General features: G+C 40.9%; 18 protein-coding genes. 6 read left to right on the forward strand and 12 right to left on the reverse strand.

Annotated features, from left to right (window positions below; genetic code table 11):
• The first annotated feature begins 119 nt into the window (after positions 1 to 119).
• Both LQ227_RS04560 and LQ227_RS04565 read left to right on the forward strand, forming a co-directional pair.
• Complete coding sequence (locus LQ227_RS04560) at positions 120 to 851, forward strand: Crp/Fnr family transcriptional regulator (RefSeq protein WP_230145553.1); 732 nt, start codon at positions 120 to 122, stop codon at positions 849 to 851.
• Positions 852 to 1,325: 474 nt separating this feature from the next.
• A complete protein-coding gene (locus LQ227_RS04565; protein WP_230145554.1) occupies positions 1,326 to 1,925 on the forward strand; it encodes a GIN domain-containing protein in 600 nt (199 codons plus the stop codon).
• Positions 1,926 to 2,174: 249 nt separating this feature from the next.
• Here the strand turns inward: LQ227_RS04565 and LQ227_RS04570 are convergent, their stop codons facing one another.
• Positions 2,175 to 2,465, reverse strand: coding sequence for a hypothetical protein (locus LQ227_RS04570; protein ID WP_230145556.1), 291 nt, complete (start codon positions 2,463 to 2,465; stop codon positions 2,175 to 2,177).
• Between the two features lie 286 nt (positions 2,466 to 2,751).
• Between LQ227_RS04570 and LQ227_RS04575 the strand changes: the two genes are divergently transcribed.
• Positions 2,752 to 3,261, forward strand: coding sequence for a PRC-barrel domain-containing protein (locus tag LQ227_RS04575; RefSeq protein WP_230148431.1), 510 nt, complete (start codon positions 2,752 to 2,754; stop codon positions 3,259 to 3,261).
• 324 nt (positions 3,262 to 3,585) lie between these two features.
• On the opposite strand, the gene LQ227_RS04580 is transcribed toward LQ227_RS04575, so the two are convergent.
• On the reverse strand, positions 3,586 to 4,254 hold the full coding sequence (locus LQ227_RS04580; protein WP_230145558.1) for a hypothetical protein: 669 nt from the start codon (positions 4,252 to 4,254) through the stop codon (positions 3,586 to 3,588).
• A gap of 172 nt (positions 4,255 to 4,426) precedes the next feature.
• Between LQ227_RS04580 and LQ227_RS04585 the strand changes: the two genes are divergently transcribed.
• Positions 4,427 to 4,879, forward strand: a complete 453-nt coding sequence (locus LQ227_RS04585) for a hypothetical protein (protein ID WP_230145559.1) — start codon at positions 4,427 to 4,429, stop codon at positions 4,877 to 4,879.
• Between the two features lie 47 nt (positions 4,880 to 4,926).
• Here LQ227_RS04585 and LQ227_RS04590 read toward each other — a convergent pair whose 3' ends face one another.
• Together LQ227_RS04590 and LQ227_RS04595 are read right to left on the reverse strand one after the other, a co-directional pair.
• Complete coding sequence (locus tag LQ227_RS04590) at positions 4,927 to 5,706, reverse strand: hypothetical protein (RefSeq protein WP_230148433.1); 780 nt, start codon at positions 5,704 to 5,706, stop codon at positions 4,927 to 4,929.
• A 30-nt stretch (positions 5,707 to 5,736) separates the two neighbouring features.
• A complete protein-coding gene (locus tag LQ227_RS04595) occupies positions 5,737 to 6,315 on the reverse strand; it encodes a hypothetical protein (protein WP_230148435.1) in 579 nt (192 codons plus the stop codon).
• A 255-nt stretch (positions 6,316 to 6,570) separates the two neighbouring features.
• On the opposite strand from LQ227_RS04595, the gene LQ227_RS04600 reads away from it, so the two are divergent.
• On the forward strand, positions 6,571 to 8,931 hold the full coding sequence (locus tag LQ227_RS04600; RefSeq protein WP_230148437.1) for a mechanosensitive ion channel family protein: 2,361 nt from the start codon (positions 6,571 to 6,573) through the stop codon (positions 8,929 to 8,931).
• Positions 8,932 to 8,942: 11 nt separating this feature from the next.
• Positions 8,943 to 9,764 carry an MOSC domain-containing protein gene (locus LQ227_RS04605; RefSeq protein WP_230148440.1) on the forward strand — a complete coding sequence of 274 codons (822 nt, stop codon included), beginning with the start codon at positions 8,943 to 8,945 and terminating at the stop codon, positions 9,762 to 9,764.
• Between the two features lie 73 nt (positions 9,765 to 9,837).
• Here the strand turns inward: LQ227_RS04605 and LQ227_RS04610 are convergent, their stop codons facing one another.
• The 8 genes from LQ227_RS04610 to LQ227_RS04645 form a co-directional block, all read right to left on the reverse strand.
• The gene (locus tag LQ227_RS04610) at positions 9,838 to 10,383 is read right to left on the reverse strand and encodes a GNAT family N-acetyltransferase (protein ID WP_230148442.1); all 546 of its coding nucleotides are present in this window, start codon (positions 10,381 to 10,383) and stop codon (positions 9,838 to 9,840) included.
• A gap of 705 nt (positions 10,384 to 11,088) precedes the next feature.
• A complete protein-coding gene (locus LQ227_RS04615; protein ID WP_230145565.1) occupies positions 11,089 to 12,942 on the reverse strand; it encodes a glycoside hydrolase family 2 protein in 1,854 nt (617 codons plus the stop codon).
• A gap of 359 nt (positions 12,943 to 13,301) precedes the next feature.
• Positions 13,302 to 14,381, reverse strand: a complete 1,080-nt coding sequence (locus LQ227_RS04620) for a cellulase family glycosylhydrolase (RefSeq protein WP_230145566.1) — start codon at positions 14,379 to 14,381, stop codon at positions 13,302 to 13,304.
• Positions 14,382 to 14,396: 15 nt separating this feature from the next.
• Positions 14,397 to 15,437: a family 43 glycosylhydrolase gene (locus LQ227_RS04625; protein WP_230148444.1), complete on the reverse strand. Its 1,041-nt coding sequence runs from the start codon at positions 15,435 to 15,437 to the stop codon at positions 14,397 to 14,399.
• Between the two features lie 121 nt (positions 15,438 to 15,558).
• Positions 15,559 to 16,542, reverse strand: a complete 984-nt coding sequence (locus tag LQ227_RS04630; protein ID WP_230148446.1) for a glycoside hydrolase family 43 protein — start codon at positions 16,540 to 16,542, stop codon at positions 15,559 to 15,561.
• A gap of 214 nt (positions 16,543 to 16,756) precedes the next feature.
• Positions 16,757 to 17,458 carry a DUF3823 domain-containing protein gene (locus LQ227_RS04635; RefSeq protein WP_230148448.1) on the reverse strand — a complete coding sequence of 234 codons (702 nt, stop codon included), beginning with the start codon at positions 17,456 to 17,458 and terminating at the stop codon, positions 16,757 to 16,759.
• Positions 17,459 to 17,470: 12 nt separating this feature from the next.
• A complete protein-coding gene (locus LQ227_RS04640; protein ID WP_230145570.1) occupies positions 17,471 to 19,375 on the reverse strand; it encodes a RagB/SusD family nutrient uptake outer membrane protein in 1,905 nt (634 codons plus the stop codon).
• A 19-nt stretch (positions 19,376 to 19,394) separates the two neighbouring features.
• Positions 19,395 to 22,598 carry a TonB-dependent receptor gene (locus tag LQ227_RS04645; protein ID WP_230145571.1) on the reverse strand — a complete coding sequence of 1,068 codons (3,204 nt, stop codon included), beginning with the start codon at positions 22,596 to 22,598 and terminating at the stop codon, positions 19,395 to 19,397.
• Positions 22,599 to 23,841 lie beyond the last annotated feature (1,243 nt).

The raw sequence follows: 23,841 nt of genomic DNA on the forward strand, positions 1-23,841 counted from the left end.
AATAAATAAAACATAATATATATTTTAAACAATACAATATAATTAAAAAAAGCAAATTAATAAACAATTAATATATTATAAACAATATTTAACTACAAAACATGGTAATTAAATATTAGTTGTATTTTTGCGCCAAGCAAGACTATCCGATGAAAGAATGCAACAATGTGTGTGATGTAAAAAGCTGCTATCTGTGCAGCCGTGTAATGGTAGATTGGCTACCTGCTGTTTCTCAGAAGAAGAAAAATTTTCAGTTAAAAAAGGGCGAACAGTTGTTCACTGAAACCGAACCTGTTGGCGGTATATTTTTCGTCTTTTCAGGAACAATCAAAGTTCATAAAAAGTGGGACAATGAAAAGGAACTCATTATAAGATTTGCAAGGCCAGGAGATGTTATCGGCCATCTTGGTCTGGGAAAAAATCCCATCTACCCCGTTTCTGCAACTGCACTTGAACAGGCAACCGTATGCTTTATCGACCTGGAATTCTTTAGATCTAGCTTAAAGGTAAATCCCGACCTTACTTATCAACTAATGGACTTTTTCGCTTCCGAGCTTCAGGAATCCCATGAACGGATGCGCAATCTGGCGCATATGTCGGTAAAAGGCAGGGTTTCTAATGCGCTTCTTTCCTTACAATCTCAATTCGGCGTTGATAACAATGGTGCAATAAACCTCGATATATCCCGTCAGGATATTGCTTCTTATTCAGGAACCACCTACGAAACGCTTTTTAAAATCTTCACAGAGTTCATAAATGCGGGAAAGATCAGTGCCCAGGGAAAAAGAATCGAAATATTAGACGCTTCATACCTACGGGAAATCGTGTTGGATGACAACAAAAAAAATTGACTCTCAAAACAGTCTTCCATTGACAGACTCCAGTAGAGTAGTCGTCTTTCCCGCGCAGGCGGGAATCTTAAAGCGCTTGCATTACGATTATTCATAAGTTTTCCTTTTATTCAAAGGCATTCATGAACACTCCGTGGTTCCCAATCAAGTCGTTCCAAAGGAACTCCCTTGGAGGGAATGACGAACCGCCAAACCCCATCATCTAGCTACTTTATTTTTGGCTAAATACTAACTTCTATCATTGAGAAATTCTGAAATCGTCGTCATCTCCAGCCGCAGTAATGTGTAGCGGAGACGGCGACTCATTTTCATTCCTAAAACGAACTCTTTTTCGCCCGATTTTTAAACCCGTTCGTCGAGAATTAAGCTGTGTTGGTATAATTGAGGGTTTTCTGCTGCAACGTTTCGGCCATGGTGGCGTCTTATCTACAAAACAATCACAAAATATTAATTTGAAATATAAATAACAGCATTATGAAAACCTCAATCAAAACCCTAACAAAATCAGTATTAGCAGCTATCGTTTTAACCTCTGCTATTTTCTCAACAAGTGTAATGGCAGGCGAAAAACAGCCAATCAAAATGTCGGCACCTAAAAACATCAGCCAGGTTATTGTAAGCGGAAATGTAGAAATTACGTTGATACAAGGAGAAAAAGAAAGTGTGAGCTACAATGATGATAACACTGGTAAAGTAAAAGTGATCCAAGACGGACATGCATTAAAAATCAGTTCAGCAGATAGAAATACGGCTAAGATTACAATTTATGTAAAAAATATTTATAGAGTACAAGCTTCTGAAAATGCCGTAGTAAAAACAGCGGGCAAATTGGATACCAAATATCTTCAGTTATTCTTAAAAGGAAATGCAGTTGCAGAAATCGATTCAGATACTGAAAGTTTATATACCGTAATTGAAGGCCGTGCAGATTTAAAATTAAGCGGTGCTACAGCAGAACATATCTTAGTAATGGGAAGCACACCAAAATTGAATCTAGATAGATTTGCAGCATTGAAAACACAAATGAGCTCACCAGTAACCGGTACAGAACAAACTGCTTCATTAGCAAAATAATAAGTAAAATTTAACATTCGAAGAGCGATGAAATCTATTCATCGCTCTTTTTTGTTTATACACCACTTAAGCTTAAGCCGTAACCCATTTTTTTGACACCAGGCATTGTAGCTTACGACGAAAACAATGGCTGGCTTTACCGATGGAATGTGCTGCAAAACCTGGGCGATTTGGTAAATATGATTGGCGGCAAATCTTCCAGCATACCATTAATTATTACTGGAACTAAATGATAGGGATTTATACCCGTCATGATAAAAAACGCTGTACCAATTCTTCCCACTCCTGGTCTAATGTTAATTGCGACCTTTTCTCTCCGGCTTTTGCATACCAATAATCGGCATTCCAAATATCACCTTCTTTGCGGTGAAGGTAGGCGTGGATACGGGCAGAGGCAACATCCCCTAAATGGTCTACCTGGTTATGGGCCGTATGCCAGTCTCCTTTTGCATCATACCAGAGTGCGCACAATTGAACTGACATGTTACGATCAGGCCTATCTTCTTTTAATGACATTTTAAATTCAGCTATATTCTTCATTAACTTCTGATGCTGTTTTAACGATTATACAAAATAATCGTTAAAACAGCATGACGCCGCCTGATAAAAAAAATATTTCGATTAATATTTTTGTAACTCTCCAAATCTTTTAATGCTAACGCAAAACACTAGATCACAAATATTTACCATTAATTATCCCCCTTTATGGTATTTATTTTAGCCGCCCAATTTTTGTACCCAAGCGTCATAGCATAAAAACCATCTTCTAAAAAACTTGTTGTAAAAATGGGCCTCGTTATTAATGGTCCCTTTAAAAAAAGCAATTATGGATTCAGGAACTATTGTATACAGCAATTTAGAAGAGCTCTCAAAAAGTAGTTATCAATTAACAGACGGCGAGGCAAACATTAAAGGTTGGCCGGTAAGAAATGAAGCTGGCGATTCGGTTGGAAAGGTGCGCGACCTCCTATTTGATCCCGAGCAAAATGCAATACGCTACGTTATTGTAGAGCTTGTCGATATGGGCGAAGATTTGGAGGAAAAGGCTGTGCTGATACCCATCGGGCTCGCAAATTTAGGCGAAGATAAAAAAGAAGTTATTTTACCCGATATCCACCAGGATCAGTTCAGGGCAATGCCGAGATATATTATTGGTGAGGTTACCCCTGAATTGGAGAACCAGATCCGCAGCGTAATTGGAAGTCCGGCGGCGTTACGGATGGAAGATGAAATTGTAGAGATTGATCGTGCAAACTTTTATCGTCACCATCATTTCGATAAGAATAGTTTTCCGGAACACAATCCCCGCAATCAGGATTCCGACCCTTTAATTTAATGGATATGTTAAATTTATAAATGATGCACATGCATCGCTGGTATAGTTTATATTCAAAAAAACGAGTTGTATCATAAAGGCGATTTCACCTCATGATGTTATGTTGTCCAAAGGACTCCGAAGGAGAGCTTATCGAAACACCTTAAGCCCTTTCAACAAGCTACCATTGACAGACTCCAATGGAATGATCGTCATCTCGACCGAAGCACTGCGGAGTGTTCCAAAGGAACTCCTTTGGAGGAGAGATCTTTGAACCATGTTATTGAAATCAAATTTAAAGATCTCTTCCCGAATCTTCGGGATCGAGATGACGATACTTTCGAATCAATTAAATATTTGGCCTTCGCGATAATCGTGGCTTATACTTTCCAGCTTACCTGCCTTGAAATGAAGAGTTACTGTTGAAGATCCGCTGATGCTTGCATTTACAAATTCTGAAAAACCAAACTGCCAGTCATCGTGATTATTCATATCCGGATCGTACGGTTTGTTCAATGGTTTATCGGAAAGTACAAATCCATAAGCTGCATAGGCTGGTATCTGATGGATTTTGATCAGCTTTGCTGTTAAACCTGAAACAGGGTCATCAACTTTTATTGCGGTATCATCAGCTACATTTTCTGGCCATTTGCTTACTGGTGTGCTGAGGCCACCGCCTGTGGCAATCTGCTGCACTTTATCTCCGCTAAAAAGCAGCACTACACGGTCTAAAGTTCCGGTATTGTTATAAATAGTGAGCGCATAATAATAAGGAAGAAGTTGGCCCAGGCCTTCTGGCGAACTGTAAGGCTTGTGTCCGAAAATTGCCACATGCTGAAAGTCGAGGCTTGGTCCTGCCTTTTGCAGTTGGCTGTACACTTCAGCATGTGAACTGCCGATCTTTATTCCCCATTTTTCGCCCTTTGTTATGGTTTCAGAATAATTTCCCTGTTTCTCCTTTTTACATCCGGCGATGCAAAATAATACGAGCAAAATAGGTAGGATTTTTTTCATCAATGCTTAGTGTTAATTTAAAGCATAAACGTAAATATAGCCTTACTTGCTACAAGCTGAGGTAAATAACTTAATGTGCCAATTCAGCTCAAACTACAAATAGCCGGGCTAAGTATATTCGATTTGCGAATTCCTTTTGGTTTATTTAACTTCAATCATCTAAAGGCCAGGCATGAAACGCATTTTATTTCTGTTATGTATCATAATCAATATATCGGGTTGCAAAAAAGACACCGATCATACCACGAATGAAACCCTGAATGGCAAATGGTCGACAGGTGGGTATGACCTCGAGCTTTACAACTCTTCTGGAATCAAAGTTAGCCATATCGTGGCAGATGCCGTAAAATCGTACTGGACATTCGATGATAAACAGGTAAAATTCTCTACTGATGTTCATACATCGGTAAAGTTTTCAGACTATATTTTGAGACGAAATGCAGATAACCGTATCCTCACTTTCAGCAATCCTAATTTTGCCGCACAGACCATCTGGAACATTGTAGCACAGACTGATCAGTATATTCGGATTAGTGCTGAGGTAACGGATAAACAATCGCTTATTTATGGAACTAACCAAATTTCTGCAAGAGGCGTGATGAATATCTACCTCACAAAGGAATAAATCTGATCATCTCCAGTCTGGTTAAACGATGAGCAATATTTGGTTGCTTATTCAGAGAAAACCGTTGTCGGATCCAATTCTTTAAAAAAATAAAGTGGATGTTGTGGCAAAGTACCATGGCTAACTGTAGCAGGCATATCCTCTTTCATGGTATTAATATCTTCAACAGTTACCTTTCGGTTTAAAACATCATAGGTTGCCCTGGTTTGCTGTCCTGCACCCGCATTAAACGTTTCCATATAAGTAAAAACAAGTTCGTTATCTATAAAGCGGTACCTGGTTTCGCGGTTACCTACCGGACCGCTACCGTAAGTTGATATAATTAAATTTCTTTTTTGATCTATGCTGATGTCTTCGCTGTCATATTGCTGGTAATCGCCATTAATATAGGCAGCGCCAATGGCCAGCAGGGAGCTGGCGTATAAACGGTACCCACCTTCCGGCTGTTTCAACAAAATTAAGGTCGGGCGCAAATCTGTACTGTCTGTCTTATTCTGGAGCACTAAAACTACATCTTCCAGTTCGTCATTATTTAAAAGGCCTTTGGTATCCATTGCAATTTTATACAATCCGGGCACAAAATCTTCAATAGTGTTTCCGTATAGTGGAAATTCGATCTGCACCGCTTCCTTCGGGCTTTCTTTTTTAGGGTTAAGGGTTACTTGGTGTATATCGGATATAGCCTCAGCAACACGATCGGGGTTGCGGGTTGCTTCATGCTGAGGTTTCATACCTGCGCCAAACCAATGCAGTTTATACATCAACGCAATGGCTACCAACATCATGCACGCTAAAACCCCGAGGATAATTTTATGCTGTTTCTTCATCGATTGTTTATGGTTAATCTCCTGCAGTTTTTATTTATCTTTTAGCTGGTAACTGTTGTAAATGGCTACACACTTCGCCTCGTAGCTAAAATTAATATCATCGCCAAAGGTTTGCAGATACGTTTTCGGGAACACCATTGTGCCTGTGATGAGGGGCAATTTAACAATCTTATTGTTGCGCACCACATTAAAATGTGCACTGTATTTGTTCGTCAACAGATCTACACTCGAGTTACCTCCGTTTTCACCCGAATATGTGCCATTTAACTCGTAGTCTGTTCTTTTCATTTTTACCAGCCGCATCTTTTTAGCTGTTTTATTGTATTCAAACACGCTTATAAAGCCCGATCGCCCGTAATCGTTCCAAAACTCGAAACCTTTTTTTGTAGCCACCAGCATATTGCCAAAATTAAGACGTGTGATGGTCTTGCTCACTATTTTCTTATACTGCTGCGTAGACAAACTGCATTCCAGCGTGCGCATATCGCTATTGACGGAAATGGTATCTTTTTTCAAGTCGAAATCAAAATCTTTCACAATCCGCCGTGTGGCTTGTGCAGTTACCGAAATGGAAAAGCCTGATAAAAACAAAGCAAAAATGTATCTCATTAAAAATTTATTCACGATAGGTCATTTAAATGCTTTTAAGCTTGTAAATAGCAAATGCTGAATTGAAATTATTTAATTTTTATTGAACAACAGTATAAAATTTCATTAAATTCTCTCTGGCATTAATGCGCTCGCATTTTTTAAGGTTTATTGTAAATGAAATAGCCAAAACCACCGGCTGTAAAATCAATCCTAATCCCTATTTTTGAAACCTATATTCCCATAAAGGATAATATTCAATACTGCTTAAGCTCAATGATAACACAAAATTCTTTTAACCCAGCCATCCGGAACTTAATATCTTTATTCCTTATCCTATTTTTTTCTGGCCATGTGTTTGCGCAGAAAGATAAGCCTGTAGATAAGGGGCAGGATGTATCTATTCTTTCGGATTCTGCTACATTGACCAAAGGCGATTATCTTGCGCACCTGGAAAAAGTATTTGAAACCGTAAACAAAGTTCCGGTTACCGTTGGCTCATTTAAGAAACTTAAGCCTATAGAAGCACATTTAACACAGGATGAAGCTGCACTGGCATTGCTTAAAAGCAGGTTAACGCAAAGCGACAGATCCCCTAACCTGCAAAACCTGCAGATGGATCAAACCCTGCTGGAAGAACTACAGAGCAATAATAAAGATTGTTTGTCAGACCTTGATGAATATGAAAAGGAGTTGCGGGCTTTAAAAACAGAAATTCTTAACCTGCGTAAAGATACCGTACTGATTAAAGTATTTACGGTACCTGCCATACAGGTTATGTTTAAAGAGCAGTTTGCAGAATTAAAGAAGAAACGTATAGTGATGGATAGTCTACTAAAAACGACTACTTTATCCATCAACAACCTGCAGGCCAGAACCTCTTCCAACCTCATCAATATTAAAGAGTTGATGTACCTTACCGATAGTCAGCTCGATGCCGTAAGCATTAAAGCTTTTGGTAAAGAGCGCCGTTACTTGTGGGAAACGGTAAACAGACGGGCCAATAAAAGCATGGGCTTCCGAAGGTTTATTAAAGGAGAACAAGAAATATCGGGCTATTATTTTGTGTACACCAGAAACAGTAGATTGTTATTACTTTTTACCTGTACCATATTCTTCTTTTGGGTATTTTTCAATTTTAGAAGCGTAAAACAGCGGGGCCGTTTAGAAACCCTTGATGGTTTTTCACTGGTCAGTCCGCAGCCTTATTTAATTACTTTTATCATGCTGTTTGCATTGGCTCCTATATTCGATCTGAGGGCGCCTGCACTTTACATAGAAGCTGTAGAGATTATACTGGCCATTTTGCTTACTGTATTTTTCCGTAAAAAGCTAGACTCAAAGTTATTTTACTATTGGTGCATATTTGTGGTACTTCTTCTTGCTCCTGTTTTCTTACGCCTTTTGGGTATGCCACCAAGATACCAGCGTTGGCTGCTGCTGTTCTTAACCACCAGCGCTGTTGCCTATGGGGTTATGGTATGGAAAATGCTCGATGAGAAAACCAAAAGATACAGAATGATCCTCACCACAGGTTTTATTTACGTTGGCTTTGCCATCATTGCCACCTTTTGTAATCTATTTGGCCGCTTTACCCTCACGCAGATTTTTTATTCTACCGGGGTAAGCTCGCTTTTAAATGCCATATCGCTGACCATCCTGGCCAAAGTATTGGTAGAGGCCTTTTTGTTACAGATGAAAAGCAGCAGGATCCGTAAAGGATTTCCTGAGTATTTTGATTGGCAGCCTGTAATTACCGGACTTAAAAGGCTAACCGGCATTGGTGCTACCATTATCTGGTTTATAATATTTACCACCAACCTGAATATTTTTAATGGACTATACGAATCGGTAATGGAAATCCTCACCCAAAAAAGAACCATAGGCAATTTCTCTTTTACCTTTGGCGGCATCGTATTGTTTTTGGGCATTATCTGGGTTGCCAACTTTTTGCAGAAATATATTGCCTATTTCTTTGGCGATACAGGCGATGACAGTTTTGATGATAACAAAGGAGAGCGTTCGAAATTACTCGTAACCCGTTTGGTATTATTAATTGGTGGTTTTTTAATCGCTGTTGCAGCCTCCGGACTGCCAATTGATAAAATCACAGTTATTCTTGGTGCATTGGGTGTTGGAATTGGGTTGGGCTTACAGAATATTGTAAGCAATTTTGTATCGGGGATTATCCTTATTTTTGATAAAACCATTCGAATTGGCGACATTGTGGAGCTGAGCAATAAAAAAGGAAGAGTAAAGGAAATCGGCGTACGCTCCAGTACCTTACTTAGCGACGAAGGCGCCGAAATTATTATCCCTAACGGTTCTATTTTATCGAATAACATCATCAACTGGACACTGAGTAACAACCAGATGCGGGTTGATATTTCTTTATTGATTGCAAAACCCTTTAATTCTACTGAAGTGGTAAACCTGATCAGGGAAATTATTGTAGAGAACAGCAATGTTTTTATCAGCAAAGAACCTATTATTATGATCAGCCCGGTGAGTAAGCTGAACAGTACCATCAATATTTATTTCTGGTGCAAGGATATTTCTAAAGCCGACTTAACCAGAAGTATGATCAATGCACAGATATTTGAGGCATTTGAACAGAAGAACATCGAAATTTTATAATTGCAGATAATATGAGCAAATTTATCCTTTCTGAAATCAATATTTATCCTATCAAATCTTTGGGCGGTATCCGGCTTGAAAAAGCACATCTTGAAGAAAAAGGCCTGCAATATGACAGAAGATGGATGCTTGTTGATGCTGAAGGTATGTTTATTACCCAACGGAAACATTTTGAACTGGCAATGCTTCAGGTGAATATTGGGGATGGTAAATTAACCGTTTCCCATAAAACATTACCTGAGCAAAGCATATCATTTTCTTTGGATGAAGATACCGGCGAACAGTTATCCGTTGTAATATGGAACGATACCGCCACCGCGCTTGAAGTAAACAAAACAGTAAGTGATTGGTTCTCCAATTTCCTAAAATTTAAGGTTAGATTGGTAAAAATGCCTTTAACCGAGAAAAGATTGGTTGATCGGGATTATGCTATGAATGATGAAGTGGTTAGTTTTGCCGATGGTTATCCCTGCCTGCTTATCGGCCAATCGTCGCTCGATGGGCTAAATGAAAAGCTCGCCGATCCAATCCGAATGGACCGTTTCCGCCCAAATTTTGTTTTTACGGGCGGGGAGCCACATATTGAAGATAGTTTTAAAACCTTTCACATTGGTGACGTACTGTTTTCGGCAGTAAAACCATGTGCCAGATGCGTACTCATTACCATCGATCAGCAAACTGGTGAAAAAGGGCAGGAACCATTAAGAACATTGGCCAGCTACCGTACGGTAGGTAAAAAGATCATGTTCGGGCAGAACCTGCTTCATCAACAAACAGGAATCATCAGTGTGGGTGATGAGCTGATGGTTAAAGACTGGAAGGAAAAGGGTTAACATTTCCCTTAAAACTCTTATTTGTGTTTAGCCTACATTTATTTATGTTCAATTTTATGGCCGTAGCCAAAATCTATACTCTTGAAGTAAGAATATAAGTGAGCATGCCTGGAACACCGACATGTGTATTTTGATAATCGCTTTGCACAATTTCAAACCCCATTTTTTCAAGTAGTTTTACAGAAGGCGGGTTATCACTGGATGGGCAAGCAACAAGCGTTTTAATGCCCATTACCTCAAATGCATACCTGAGTATGCAGGTAATAATCTCTACCATGATACCTTTACCTTGAAAATCCGGAAGCAACTCATATCCTAGTTCCACGGTCTCATTCTGAATATCAAAATTCCAGAGGCAGGCTGCACCTATCATAGCGGTATCACCCTTATAAGAAGCAACCCAGTATATAGATTCATCATTATTGATCAGGTTATCAATTTTATTGATGTACGCAACGGCTTCGTTAATATGAAGAAAGGGCGCCTTACCCGTTAAGGCAGCCACTTCAACATCCGAACGCAATTGATAAATTACAGGAGCATCTTCCAGCGAAAGTCTGCGAAGGACCAATCTGTCGGTTTCGAGTACAGGGAAAGTGGAAAAATCGGGTTGTTTCATCTGGTTAACTTAAGGAAGAATTGCTGCAATCAAAGATCATTATCTAGCGAAAGATAACGATTTTTTCCATATGAATTAAAGTTTCTCAATCGGCGCAAGGCGAATATAACTCATTACCACTTAAAGGTACTTGCTGGCGGGGAACATCGACATCGACTCACCACAAAAAGCCCCAAAGGAGAGCCTGGCTTTACCTTTTAGGTAACCAAAAGGTAAAGAAAAGGTAACCATAGGGTTAACTTGGGGTTAACTTGGTATAGAGAAAGGGTAAACAACAGGTAATAAAGGGGTAAAGAAATATTAGCATATTTCCTTACACAAAGTACCTTTCGGTTTGCGGGCTGCTTAATCCTCATTTATATGAGTTTGCTTAAAAATCACTAATGAAGGTATCGTCATCTCGATCGTAGTGTTCCAAAGGAACTCCTTTGGAGGAGAGATCTTTTAAATCTGATTTCAATAACCTGGTACAAAGATCTCTCCATTTCGCTGCGCTACAGTCGAGATGACGACCATTCTTTTGGAACCTGTAAATGGCGGCTGGGTCGAAGGGCTTGTTAAAATGTCTTACAAGACGTTTCAACAAGCCCAACGTGATAAATCGAACAAATTACAAATAGGATACAGCCTCAATGATTTAATAATCTACAGACACAATTGCAGCGCCTTATTATGCTGATAAAACAAAAAGCGTTAAATGATAAGCTATTGCTTCACCGGCACATTTATCTGATAAAGCTTATCGTGCAAAGCTTTCATCTGTGCTTCAGAAAACTTGATATCTTTTCTGTCATAGGTCATCAAGCCATTGGTTTCTACTTCAACATCGGTAGTTTGGGTATATACTCCGGCAGAAAGCCCTAGTGGGATTAATTCTGCTAAACGTTTCGTAAACTGGGCGTATTTATTAAACAGATCGGTTTTGTTTTTAAAACTCTGATAGCCCCAGTTATTTTTCTGTTGCCACACGTGGCCATCAATAGGCAGACCAAGCCCACCAAACTCGCCCAGCACAAGGGCATAGTCTTTTCCAAAATAATCAGGACTAGGCATAGCCGGATGTGGGTAATTGTGCAGGTCGATAATATCGCCAACCGGATAAAAATTACCTCCACTGGCCGTATTCACTAATCTTGAAGGATCTTTCTCTTTTGTCCATTTGGCAATTTCTACTGTTTTAAACTGCCCCCAAGCCTCATTGAAAGGTGTCCATACTACAATAGAAGGCACATTATAAAGTGCATCAATAATGGCATTCCATTCTTTCTTGTAATATCCTTCGGATTCGGCACTTCTGTTTTTATCCGATCCATGGTCTAAAACACCAGGGCGGTTTTCCCAGCCGTTGCCCAGGTCGCCACTTGGCATATCCTGCCAAACCAGCATACCTGCTTTATCGCAGTAGTAATACCAACGTGCAGGCTCTACTTTAATGTGCTTTCTGATCATATTAAAACCCATTTCTTTGGTTTTATCTACATCGAACTTTAAAGCGGCATCTGTTGGGGCGGTATAAAGCCCATCAGGCCACCAGCCCTGATCTAAGGGGCCGTACTGGAAAACAAATTCATTGTTTAACAGCATACGCTGAATACCGTTCTGATCTTTGCCCATTGAGGTTTTGCGCATGGCAAAATAACTTTTCACCTCATCTACCTTTTTGTTTTTAGAGATCAGCTCAACTTTCAGGTCGTATAAAAATGGGTTTTTAGTATTCCAAAGTTTAGGGTTCGCAATTTTTAAACTGATTGCGCCAGTGCCATCTGCGGTCTGCTCAGCCACTTTGGTTGCGCCGTCCCAAGCCGAAACCTTAACCTGATCTCCGGCACCGGCACCCGTTAAAAATGGCGTAACTGCTACCGCTTGCTGATCGATATCAGGCGTTATTTTAATGTGATCGATACGCACTTTGTTTACCGCCTCGATCCACACCGTTTGCCAGATGCCGGTTACAGGAGTATACCAGATGCCTTCTGGTTTTTTAACCTGTTTTCCTCTTGGCTGAGGGCCTTCATCCGTCGGATCCCAAACTTCTACGGTTAAAGTCTGGTTTCCACTCTTGTTTAAAAAAGGCGTAATATTAAAACTGAAAGGATCGAAACCGCCTTCATGTTTACCCACCTCTTTACCGTTGATACTCACCGTGCTTCTCCAGTCAACCGCGCCGAAATGAAGCAAAATTTCTTTGCCTTTCATGTTTGCCGGTACAGTAAAGCTGGTTTTGTACCACAGCAAGCTATCTTTACCTACTGTTTTGCCAACACCCGAAAGTGAAGATTCTATGGCGAAAGGCACAAGGATTTTACCCTGGTTAATTGCCGGCTGTTGTGATTTTGCGGAAATGGCATAATCCCAAAGTCCATTGAGGTTTTTCCAGTTGCCAGTACGCTCAAACTGCGGCCGTGGATATTCTGGCAACACATTTTTAGAATTAACTTCTTGGGCCCATGGTGAAGAGATTTTCCCTTTTACCATCGACCACGATTTGTCCTGCTGCTGCGCAGAAAGGGAAAGTGAGAGCCCCAGCAGCGAGAAAAGGATGGATACTTTTTTTTTCATTGTTTTAAATTTGTGTGTTAAAGTTGGATTTTGCAAATTGTTAATTTAAGCAAGAAATAGTTTCCTGATGGATTATTTGTTTCGTAAAAGTCAATATGAATTACATTTTTTTTGAATTGATAGGCTGTGAGGAGTCGTCATTCCCAACCCGATTGGGAATCTTAATGCAATAAGCCTTAAGATTCCCGCCTACGCGGGAATGACGCCCCTTTACTGAAACCTGTCAATGATAGCCTGTAGAAAGACAAATATTTCTGTTTCAACTAAGAGTCTTCGTCTTCGCCTCCGTAGGAGTCCTTTGGACAGACTGACAATAATTTTTATTAAGCTCTTTTTCGGATCTCCCTACTGACAATAATTTATTTGCTGTTAAGTTTTTTAATCAGGTTAACTTCATCCAGGCGGTACGGGGTACCATCGGGCTGAAAGATTTCGTGAAACCACTCTATCGGATCAGATCCATCGGCAAGCGGGGTATCCCAGGCATATTTGGTGTTGGTTTTGCCTGCAGCAAAACCCCAGTTAATGGCACCTACATTTTCGTTTTTTAGCATCGGCAAAATGTTAGCGAAACGGCTGTTGCGCGATCTGGCCATATATTCGGTACAGATTAATGGCCGGCCGCTGGCTTTTAACAGATCGATGGTTCTTTGGTGCCAGTCTGGTGCCTCATAGTTATGGTAGGTTACAATATCTGAGTTGGCCAACTGCATTTCGTTAAGCTTCTCGAAACCCCAGCTCCACAATCCGATAGAAATCGGCTGATCGGGATTAACTGACCTTGCCCAGCTAATGGTTTTGGTTAACAAAGGTATGGTGGCTTCTAACTTTCCGCTATTTCCTGGTTCATTGTATAAATCCCAAAGTAAAATTCTTTTATCGTGTGCAAAATGGGTAAGTACATCCTTTACATATTTTTCGAGTTCAGGGAAATTGGCTTCTTCTTTAAAAGCCGGATCGCCGGGATCTTGCAACCAGCCCGAATTGTGAACACCCGTTTTAGGCTCGGGCTGTTTACCAATGGCCGAAGTTTTATTCCAGCAATCGTCGAAAAAAACAAACATCGGTTTAATACCATGTTTTTGGGTAATGGTTAGAAATTGGTCCATTCTCTTTTTAAAACCTTCAGGATCCTGGCTCCAGGCTTTACTGAACAGGAATACACGCAGTGTGTTAAAACCGATTCCTTCGGCCCAACCCAGTTCTTTATCGATCAGATCGGGTGAAAAAGTATCGGCCTGCCACATTTCCAACTGGTTAATTGCATTGGAAGGAATGTAGTTGGCACCTGTTAACCATTTATGTTCTTTGTACCAGGCATTGGCTTTTTCTATCGACCAAACCTTTGCAGGCTCAGCACTTTTTTTTGTTTTTTGTGCAAAACCCAAGCTAATGTTAAAGCTCAAGACAGCAAGTAGCGCGTAGTTTTTTAAGTTCATATCGGTATATCTGATTTAGTTTTTATTGTGGTTTGATGGTGATGTTATACTCAATCCAGCTTTCACCGGAGTTCCAAAATTTGGTGCCCCATCGGCATTCCAGCTAAACTTTTGGGCACGGGGCGAGCGGAAACCTCCGCAGCCCTGGCCCGGTTTATCATTGGCGTGATATAGGATCCAATCTTCTTTTCCATCTGGCGATTTAAAAAATGAGTTATGGCCCGGCGCATAAACGCCATCTTTTGGCGATTGCTGAAAAACAGGCTGATCGAATTTTGTCCAGGAGGCAGGGTCGAGCAGATTGCTTTTAGCCGAGGCGGAAAGCATCCCCAAAGCATAAAAATCTGTCCAACAGCCGCTAGCCGAATAAATGACAAATATTTTATCGCCGTGCGGCAAAAACTGAGGCCCTTCGTTTACATCCACATGTGCTCCTCCGCCAAGGTCTCCGATTCTTTCCCAGCTAAATTTAGGTGTAGAAATCTTCACCCGCTTACCTTCTACTGTAAAGGGGTTTTTAAGTTTGGCAATGAAAATTTCCTGTTTGCCGTTTTCATCTCCCTCCCATCCAGACCAGATCATATACAACTGGCCTTTAAAATCGATCACATCTCCATCAATGGCCCATTTATCAGCCGGATCGGTAATTTTGCCCTTAAATACCCATTCGCCTTTCATCGGATCGGCCGAAGCATTTTCCAAAACGTACATGCGGTGGTTTTCGTTTCTCCCATCATCGGCTGCAAAATAAGCATACCATTTGCCCCTTAAAAACATCACCTCGGGCGCCCAGATTTCTTTACTGTACATGGTTCCTGCAGGTGCACGCCAAATGGTTTTCCGCTCCGCATCTTTTAAACCATCCAGGGTTTTGGTTTTCCAAAGGTCTACACGGTTTCCCGTAGTATGTGTATAGTAATAAAAACCATCTTTATAAAAGCTATAAGGATCGGCACCCGATGGCAATAAAGGATTGGTAAATGTTTGTGCATGTAAACCTGCTACGGTTAACAGGCACAATGCGACAAACAGATATCTTATTTTCAAAGCATTCATTTTTAAACTCTTAGGTCTTTTATATTTTTTTGATCTGCGGCATTCCTTAATTCTTAAAAAAAGTGATTTCTTTTCTTAAATCGGTCTATTTTTATCTCAATTTTTCTACAAATGCAATCAATTAATCCTTAAAATGTTTTGCCGCACTTTGCATTAAAAACCGAAAACTTTCGGGGTCGATCTGCATGCAAAAACTTCCATTTTTCTCTTTTATAAAGGCAGCTTTGATTATAGCCGTAGCTCTTGGTGATACTTTATAATTTGAATGATGGGTATGAAAAACATATTGTAATGCCCCGCTTTTATCCATAAAAAAATCGCCATGCCCGGTGCCATTTATTTTCAATACCTTTTTACTGATAATCGGGTTGCCTTGATACTTTATCCATGGACCGGTAGCTGAGTTTGAGGTAGCATAACCCACGGCATAATCAGGATTTCTGAAATCATTAGCCGAATAAAAAAGATAGTAAAGATTTTCCTTTTTGATTACCGTTGGCCCTTCAGTTACCGGCCAATCGGTTTTCGCTGTATTTTCCCAGGCTGCTGTTCCTGATAAACAAAATTTTGTTGTTTCAGGGATTACATCAGAAAAATCAGCCTTCAGTTCTGTTACAAAAATCCTGTTGCCATGATCGAGCTTTACATGGTAGAGGTAGTTTTTTCCATCTTTATCGGTAAATACAAAAGGGTCGATCTGCTTGCCTGTGCCTGAAATTGCTTTTAATTCTTCCTGGACAAAAGGCCCTCCTGGGCTATTACTATGCGCAATGGCAATCTGCTCATCAGCAGTATAGGCCATAAAATAGGTTTTACCTCTTTTAAATACCTGAGGTGCCCAAAAACCCTTGCTCCCAAAGGCATCGCCCTTTTTTAATGCAAATCCTTTATTTTTTCCGGTCGGTTTGGTCCAGCTTTTAAGGTCGCTGGAAGAATAAACCAGGAAACCTTCATCGCTACTTGTGCCATATAAATAGTATACACCTTTATCTAAGAAAATGGTCGGATCGGCCAGGTAAAGGGTATCGTTTAGTTGCTTAGCAAACACGTTTTTACCTATAGAAAATACAAAGAAGCATAAAAAAAAGGCGAAAAGATATTTCATATAACGATGATTTGTTAAGGGTAAGATAGTGATTATTAATAATGCTTCGATTGATCGTCATTCCCTCCAAAGGAGTTCCTTTGGAACAACCTGATTGGGAATCTTAATGCCTAATGATTAGTTACATGTGCATTAAGATTCCGCCTGCGCGGGAATGACGAAACTTCAAAAATCCATTTAATTATAAATCTAACTTCTAAAACACCTTCCTTGGTTAAAAACTTACTTTGGTTACAGGTGTAAAAATCAGGTCGTCTACTCCTGCAATTTTAACCCCTATCCTCGCAAAAACATAATTTTGCGTAGGTACAATTGCAGGGATGTTTACACTCATACTTAAGTTATTCAGGTCAGCTATGGCTGCGCCTTTAAGTTCTTGTACCCCGATATTATTACCTCCATCTACAAACTGTGTTTTATTGATATACAGTGATACACTTTCTATATCCTTTGCATTGGCATCAGTGATGACTTTTTCCAGTTTGCAGAATCCGTTCACTTTTCCAGATGCAGCGGTTAAACTAGCACCGCGGATCATGTAGTAAGGCATTACTTCAATGTCCATCACTTTGTTACCGCTAATATTTACCGCTATGGTATCTTGTTTACCGGCTGCATTCTTTTTCCACAAAAACGGACCCTGGTTCGGAGAGAAAACCAGTTTATAGTTGCCATCAAATAACTTAGCCGAAAAATTACCATCCTGATTAACATATACGTTTAATGCGGAGTAGTTGCCAAAGCCCGATTGCCAAAGTTCGAAATTTACCTGGCGGTACTGCACATTGATTGCTTCGCCCTTATATACGATCCTTCCTGTAAAATCGGCCTCGGGCGCCTCGTAATTATCTTTTTTACAAGAAGAGAACAATACGGCTATAACTGCCCCTATGATGAAATAAAATCTATTTTTCATGTCTGTATCTGATTATTGATTAGGGTTTCTGATAATTTTTGGGTTGCCATTTAGTACGTCCTGCCCGATTGAAGAATAATAATTGCCGATACGGAAACGGTGTGCTGCCGTTACACGGCTGGGTTTAACCACCTTAAAAACATACTTTAAATGATTTGCATTGCCCGGATTATAGTATTTATATGGCCACAAACCAAACACCTGTGTACTGGTGCGTGTTGCGCTACCGATATTGCTGGCATTGGTAAAATCAGCAACCGACATATTGTTGCCGTTCCATACTTTATCGGCCAGTCTCCAACGTTTCATATCCCAAAGCTGATGTCCTTCAAAAGCGAATTCTACTTTACGTTCGTGTACGATCCGGTCGAAAGTAATATCGGCCGGACTTAGTGCTGTGGTTAATCCTGCACGGTCTCTTACCGGTTTAATATAATTGGCTGCAGTAGCTGCATCGCCCAATTCAAAAGCAGCCTCGGCAGCATTTAACAATACTTCGGCATAACGGTAACGGACCCACCATACCTCACTTCGGGTGCCAATCTGGCCTGAGCCTGTAGCAGGATCTAGATATTTACGCACGTAAAATCCCGATTGTGCGCTGAATTCCAGACCATCAACAGGACCATCACCACCCACTACCTGCACCGAACCTGGGTTACCGGGAAGTACATTGCTTTTACTCTGCGCAAAATTGTCGCCCGTTACAATTGTACCATTGGCCAATTGATAGCCCGCCCATATATCCACTGTTTTACCTTTAAACTGTGTTCCAGGAAGAATTACAGTACCGGCCAAACGTGCATCGCGGCCAGCAAAAATATCGGTGATATTGGTGTAATAAACCGGGTTCCCGCTACCATCAACAGCAGCCAAAGAGGCATAGGTATTATCTAGCTTTTCGAAAGATTGCACCAGATTTAACGAAGGGTTTAACCTTCCTCCCTGTGCTTCTTCGGCAGAAGAGCGCGGTTGGTTATCGATTGTAAAACCATGAACTTTATTGGTTTTCAATTTAAAATCTTTAGCAAATATTACCTCTGGATTGCTGCCTTTATCGGTAAAAAGGGCCGCAAAATTTTCAGACAGATTTGGGTTCTTTTTGTAAAGCGAATATTTACCACCATCGATAATTTCTTTTGCGGCATTTAAGGCTTTGGTAAAATAACCATTGGCCATTGCTGCAGGAATGCCAACCTCTCCACCTGGAAGGGTTAATTGGGCATTGCTATATCTGGCAATTGAACCTGCATAAAGTGCAGCTCTCGATTCCATGGCGAGGGCCGCAGCTTTTGTAGCCCTGCTTTGTATGGTTGCATTATCTGGAAGTATGGTTTTAACGGCTTCCAGTTCAGCAATCACAAAATCATAAATTTCAGATTCCTTTGCCCTTGGATATTGCAGGTAACTTGGATCACCGCTATAATCATAAGCAAGGGGAATAGTAATCAGCGGAACACCGCCCATTCTTTTTACCATCTCGAAATAAACACCGGCCCTGATAAAACGCGCTTCAGCTAAAAAACGGTCTCGGTCTTCGGCTTTTAGCGCTGTAGCTTCCTGCCCACGTTTAATAAACAGATTCAGGTCGTTTATCAGCTTGTAAACGCCCATATCCCAGTATCTCCATGCGTCGTATCCATATTCCAGGTTCTGGTGGCGACCATAATCGCCGCCTGCTGAAGCAAAACCCTCATCAAAATCGGCAAATAACCACCATGATTCGATACGCTGAAAATCAGGGAAACGATCGTACAGATCGCCAACCACAGTAAGCACCAGGTTAGGGTCTTTCCACACCGCATCAATTGGCAATGTACTGGTAGGTTGCTTATCCAAAAATTCGGAATCTTTTTTACACGACTGCGCAAAACTTAAACATGCAATGGCAGCAAATGCGTATATATATTTTTTCATTTGATTAGTCTTTTTCATGTTATAGCGATAATTTAAGACCTATATTAAAGAACTTGTTCTGTGGGTATTGCAATCCATTATCGTCTGCAATTTCAGGATCTACCCCATATTCTTTCAGGTTATCGATAGAAAATAGGTTGTATCCGTTTACATATACCCTTGCATTCTGGATCTTGATTTTTTCTGCCCATCTTTTTGGCAAGGTATAACCAATTTCCAGTGTACGTGCCCTTAGGTACCTCACATTGTGCAACCAGAAAGTAGAGTTTTTGGTGTTGTTACTATGGTCGCGGTCGTTAAAACGGATTGCAGGATATTTACCGGCCACCCATGGACTGTTCAGGTCGTAAAGATTAGTACGGTGCCAACTGTCATCAGCAAAATTCTGCAGTAAAGCGCCTCCGTTCTGGAATGCCCAGCGCTGCTCCCAATTCTGGTTCCAGGAGTACATGGCACCTCCAGAAAAATCGGCGGTAAAATCGAAGTTTTTATAAGAGCCACCGATGGTGAAACCAAAGCCCACATTCGGTTGCCCTGATGTGGTATAACCTATCGGTCTTTCGTCTAAACCGTCAATAATCCCATCGCCATTCTGATCCTTGTAAATTAAATCGCCAGGGAGTAAAGAACGATTTCCTTTTTCATCAATATTCACTTTGTAATTATTGATCTCATCGATACTCTGAAACTGACCGATTACTTCGTAACCCCAAAAAATATCAGCATATCTATTGGTACCATTACTTCTATAATTCTCCCACGAGTTACCAAAACGTGGTTTATATCTTTCTAAAAGTTTTTTTCTGCTAATGGAAATGTTTCCACCAACATTGTAGTTAAACTCACCGATTTTATCCCTATAGTTTAAAGAGAATTCTCCTCCAAACTGTGCATCGCTCTCCAGGTTTTCAGCATTTAGCGGGTATCCCAGTTCAATGGGAACAATTACGTCGTTTTTAATGGCTTTTAAACCAGTGCGTTTTCTATAAAAATAATCTGCAGTTCCGGAAAGTTTACTACCGAACATTAAAAAATCAATACCGATATCGGTTATTTTGCTTTTAAACCAGCTTAGGTTATTGATAATAGGGCCTTTATCCCTCGAAGTAGTGATGTTTTTTCCATCCAATATCACACTGCCCTGATTGTAGTTATAACCTGGGATATAAGCAAAGGGATCGATATCCACATTATCATCCCCAAGCTGCCCGTAAGAGGCACGGAGTTTCAGATCGTTCAGGATATTGCTTTCGCCCAAAAGCGATTTCATAAATTTCTCTTGCGTAATTCTCCATCCAATTGATGCCGAAGGGAAATAACCCACGCGCCTATCTGGTGCAAATTTCCAAGAAGCGTCTCTACGACCGGATAACTCTAAATAATATTTGTTATCGTAGTTGTAATTTACCCTGGCCACATAACCAACGCGGGCCTCTTCATTCTGTGTGTCTGAAAAATCCTGCCCATCCATATCGGCAAACTGCAACACAGGTAAAATATTAGTCTGTGGTACAGCGTGCTGAAAGGTATAGGTTCTAAAACGGTCTAAGCGCTCAGCTACCAATACCCCACCTACGGTATGTTTACCAAAAGTGCGGTTATAATTAGCCTGAAGCTGATAGGTATTGGTATATACTTTTTCGTTTCTGCGCTCTCTATAAGGGTTTGAACTGCCTACTTTTTGTTCGTAAATGCCTGTTTCAGGATGGTAGGTATATACATTATAGGTATACTCGTGCCCGTTGATTACGTTATCGGCAATGTAATAAGAATATAAACCTTTAATTTCCAAGCCTTTTATAGGCGTTTCGTAAGAGGCTGATAAATTTGTCTGTAAAACCCTCCAGTCTGATTTCCAATAACCACTTAGCGCTTTACTCTGTACAGCGAACTGCTCGGTATTGTGTCCGATATCATTTGGGTAATTCGGATTGCCATTGGCGTAAGCCTGTTCAGTAGGTCTGTTCCTCAATAAGGCAAAACGGGCAGCCCAATAATCATCTCCCCCCGGTACACCTGGCTGATCACGGCTTTCGATACGGCCATTGATGAGCATACCCACCTTAAAGCGGTCGGTTATTTTAGCCTCGATATTACTCTGGATATTGGTCCGGTTAAATTCGAATTCCCTTGCTGTTCCATATACACCTTTCTGATCCAAACGGGTAGCAGAAAAGTAATAGTTTACCCTGTCACTTCCACCCGAAGCACTTAGGTTTACTGAAGTTTGGGGTGCGTTAGGTGCAATAATAATATCCTTCCAGTTTTGGCTTTGATAGCCATATTCTGTTCCTGCTTTCCATTTATCGAGTTCGGCCTGGGTAATGCTGGTTGCGCCGTTTTGGTTCATTTCTGCAGTAGCCTGTCCCACTTTCCATTGGTAAGCATTGGTTGTTTCCGGGAAACGCACCCAGTTCTGCCAACCCGTGTAAGCATCAACACTAAAAGTATTGCGGGTACTGTTTTTTCCTCTTTTAGTGGTAACCAATATTACACCGTTTGATGCCCTGCTACCATAAATAGCGGCCGATGCATCTTTAAGCACACTGATACTTTCGATATCATTAGGCGAAATATTATTAAACTGGCCAGCATCCTGTTGAATACCATCGATAACATACAGCGGGTTACCCATGTTACGGATCTGGATATTGGCGCTCGCACCAGGTCTGCCGTCAGGCATCCTGAAAGATACACCTGGCAGCTTTCCGGCCAAGCCTGTACTTACGGTAGAACCGCCGTGAACTTTTTCGAGATCTTTGCTGCTGATTGATGAAATGGCACCCGTAATGGCTTCCTTTTTCTGTGTGTTGTAACCTACCACAACAACCTCTGACAGATCGTTATTAGATGGCTTAAGGCTAACATTAATTTGCGTACGGCCAGCTAATGCAACTTCCTGATTGGCATAGCCCACATAAATAAAGATCAGGGTTGCATTTTTATCGCTTACCTGAATTTTGAATTTTCCATTGCCATCGGTAGTTACTCCTGTGTTTGTACCCTTAACTTTAATGCTGGCACCAACAACCGTTTCGCCCTTTTCGTCGGTTACTGTTCCGGTGACAGCTGTTTGCTCCTGGGCAACGAGCTGAAGGGAAAGTAAGATTAAGGTGATGGAAGTAAAAATAGCGGAGAGGACTTTGCGTTTCAAAAACATTTTTTGAAGCGGATACCAATCCAGGCAGACAAAGCCACCATAAGAGAATAAACTTCTTTTCATATTAGGTTAGGGATTTGGTTAGTTATAGAAGTAAATGGATTTAGTTCTATTTAATTCTTATCCAAAGATTCGGTTTTTAGCTTTTCAGAGGGATACGCATTTGTATCAATCTTTCTTCATTTTGTCTCGATTTGTATTGAAGGAGTGTATTTAGCCACGGAGGCTCAGAAATACGGAAAATGCCGCTCAATGGGTCATCCTGAGGAATAATTTATTTTATAAAAATCACTATAGATGACATAGAAGTTCAAGGAGATTGTTCCCTCAAGCTTTCGTCATTTCGAGCGAAGTGCAACGCAGTCGAGAACCCGAAGGCTCAGCGAAGCTAAATCTGCCTAGATAGATCTCTCTCCCAAAAGTTCGGGACTGCGCTCCAGTCGAGATGACGACTTTTCGAGGAAGCAACCTTGCATCCGATAACTATCGGATGATGACTCTTCCCTGTGGCCACCATTTGTGCTAACGCTCGTTTCTAACGAGCGTTGAATAGTTTGTCGTTTCAAACGATAAAATCGTTTATCTATTTAAGCACTCGTTAGGAAACGAGCGCAAGCAATTACGCGCAAAGTCTTAATGCAGTAGCTTCGCGTTAGGGATTGTAAGGGTTCAGTACCGATCCTTCATCGGTACCGGAGCGAAGCGCAGCCCTGAAAAGCCCGACCTTTGCGCAGCTTAGGTAACGCCCAGATTAATTTGAAATTGGCAGTTTACAGTTTTCAAATCTAGAAAAATCTTTATTTAACACAAGCCTGTCGCGCTACTGATAGATTGCTCAGGTGACTTAGGTGATTGTTTTTTGGAAACGATGGGGCTGGCACATTTCGGTTAGGGAAGTCCTGCTATCACTCCAAGTCCTCTCCCGATAGAAAAAATCGGGATCCGGGCTTTACGTTTTATCAGGTTTATTTAACACGGGCCTGTAGTGCTATAGAAGTCAGACTTTGCAGATTTTGTACGCTGGGTTTTTGCGTTAGGGATTGTAAGGGTTCAGTACCGATCCTTCATCGGTACCGAAGCGCAGCGCAGCCCTGAAAAGCCCGACCTTTGCGCAGCTTAGGTAACGCCCAGATTAATTTGAAATTCGCAATTGATAGTTTTATCGCGTTACCGATATGTTGCTTAGCCGACTGTTCTTTTTTGGAAATGGGAGGCTGGCACATTTAGGATGGTGAAGCACAAATAATATAACTTGCTCCGTTGCACAAGACCGATCTGTCTCAATCTTTCTACTTATCTGCTCAAA

Source organism: Pedobacter sp. Bi27, from assembly GCF_918698255.1.
GTDB lineage: Bacteria > Bacteroidota > Bacteroidia > Sphingobacteriales > Sphingobacteriaceae > Pedobacter.

Bases quoted from the DNA above. Each gene is read 5' to 3' on its own strand.
- LQ227_RS04605 (WP_230148440.1), top strand. From the start codon at position 8,943: ATGAGCAAATTTATCCTTTCTGAAATCAATATTTATCCTATCAAATCT.
- LQ227_RS04615 (WP_230145565.1), bottom strand. From the start codon at position 12,942: ATGAAAAAAAAAGTATCCATCCTTTTCTCGCTGCTGGGGCTCTCACTT.
- LQ227_RS04645 (WP_230145571.1), bottom strand. From the start codon at position 22,598: ATGAAAAGAAGTTTATTCTCTTATGGTGGCTTTGTCTGCCTGGATTGG.
- LQ227_RS04635 (WP_230148448.1), bottom strand. From the start codon at position 17,458: ATGAAAAATAGATTTTATTTCATCATAGGGGCAGTTATAGCCGTATTG.
- LQ227_RS04600 (WP_230148437.1), top strand. From the start codon at position 6,571: ATGATAACACAAAATTCTTTTAACCCAGCCATCCGGAACTTAATATCT.
- LQ227_RS04620 (WP_230145566.1), bottom strand. From the start codon at position 14,381: ATGAACTTAAAAAACTACGCGCTACTTGCTGTCTTGAGCTTTAACATT.
- LQ227_RS04610 (WP_230148442.1), bottom strand. From the start codon at position 10,383: ATGAAACAACCCGATTTTTCCACTTTCCCTGTACTCGAAACCGACAGA.
- LQ227_RS04565 (WP_230145554.1), top strand. From the start codon at position 1,326: ATGAAAACCTCAATCAAAACCCTAACAAAATCAGTATTAGCAGCTATC.
- LQ227_RS04570 (WP_230145556.1), bottom strand. From the start codon at position 2,465: ATGAAGAATATAGCTGAATTTAAAATGTCATTAAAAGAAGATAGGCCT.
- LQ227_RS04595 (WP_230148435.1), bottom strand. From the start codon at position 6,315: ATGAGATACATTTTTGCTTTGTTTTTATCAGGCTTTTCCATTTCGGTA.
- LQ227_RS04585 (WP_230145559.1), top strand. From the start codon at position 4,427: ATGAAACGCATTTTATTTCTGTTATGTATCATAATCAATATATCGGGT.
- LQ227_RS04625 (WP_230148444.1), bottom strand. From the start codon at position 15,437: ATGAATGCTTTGAAAATAAGATATCTGTTTGTCGCATTGTGCCTGTTA.
- LQ227_RS04580 (WP_230145558.1), bottom strand. From the start codon at position 4,254: ATGAAAAAAATCCTACCTATTTTGCTCGTATTATTTTGCATCGCCGGA.
- LQ227_RS04575 (WP_230148431.1), top strand. From the start codon at position 2,752: ATGGATTCAGGAACTATTGTATACAGCAATTTAGAAGAGCTCTCAAAA.
- LQ227_RS04630 (WP_230148446.1), bottom strand. From the start codon at position 16,542: ATGAAATATCTTTTCGCCTTTTTTTTATGCTTCTTTGTATTTTCTATA.
- LQ227_RS04640 (WP_230145570.1), bottom strand. From the start codon at position 19,375: ATGAAAAAATATATATACGCATTTGCTGCCATTGCATGTTTAAGTTTT.
- LQ227_RS04590 (WP_230148433.1), bottom strand. From the start codon at position 5,706: ATGAAGAAACAGCATAAAATTATCCTCGGGGTTTTAGCGTGCATGATG.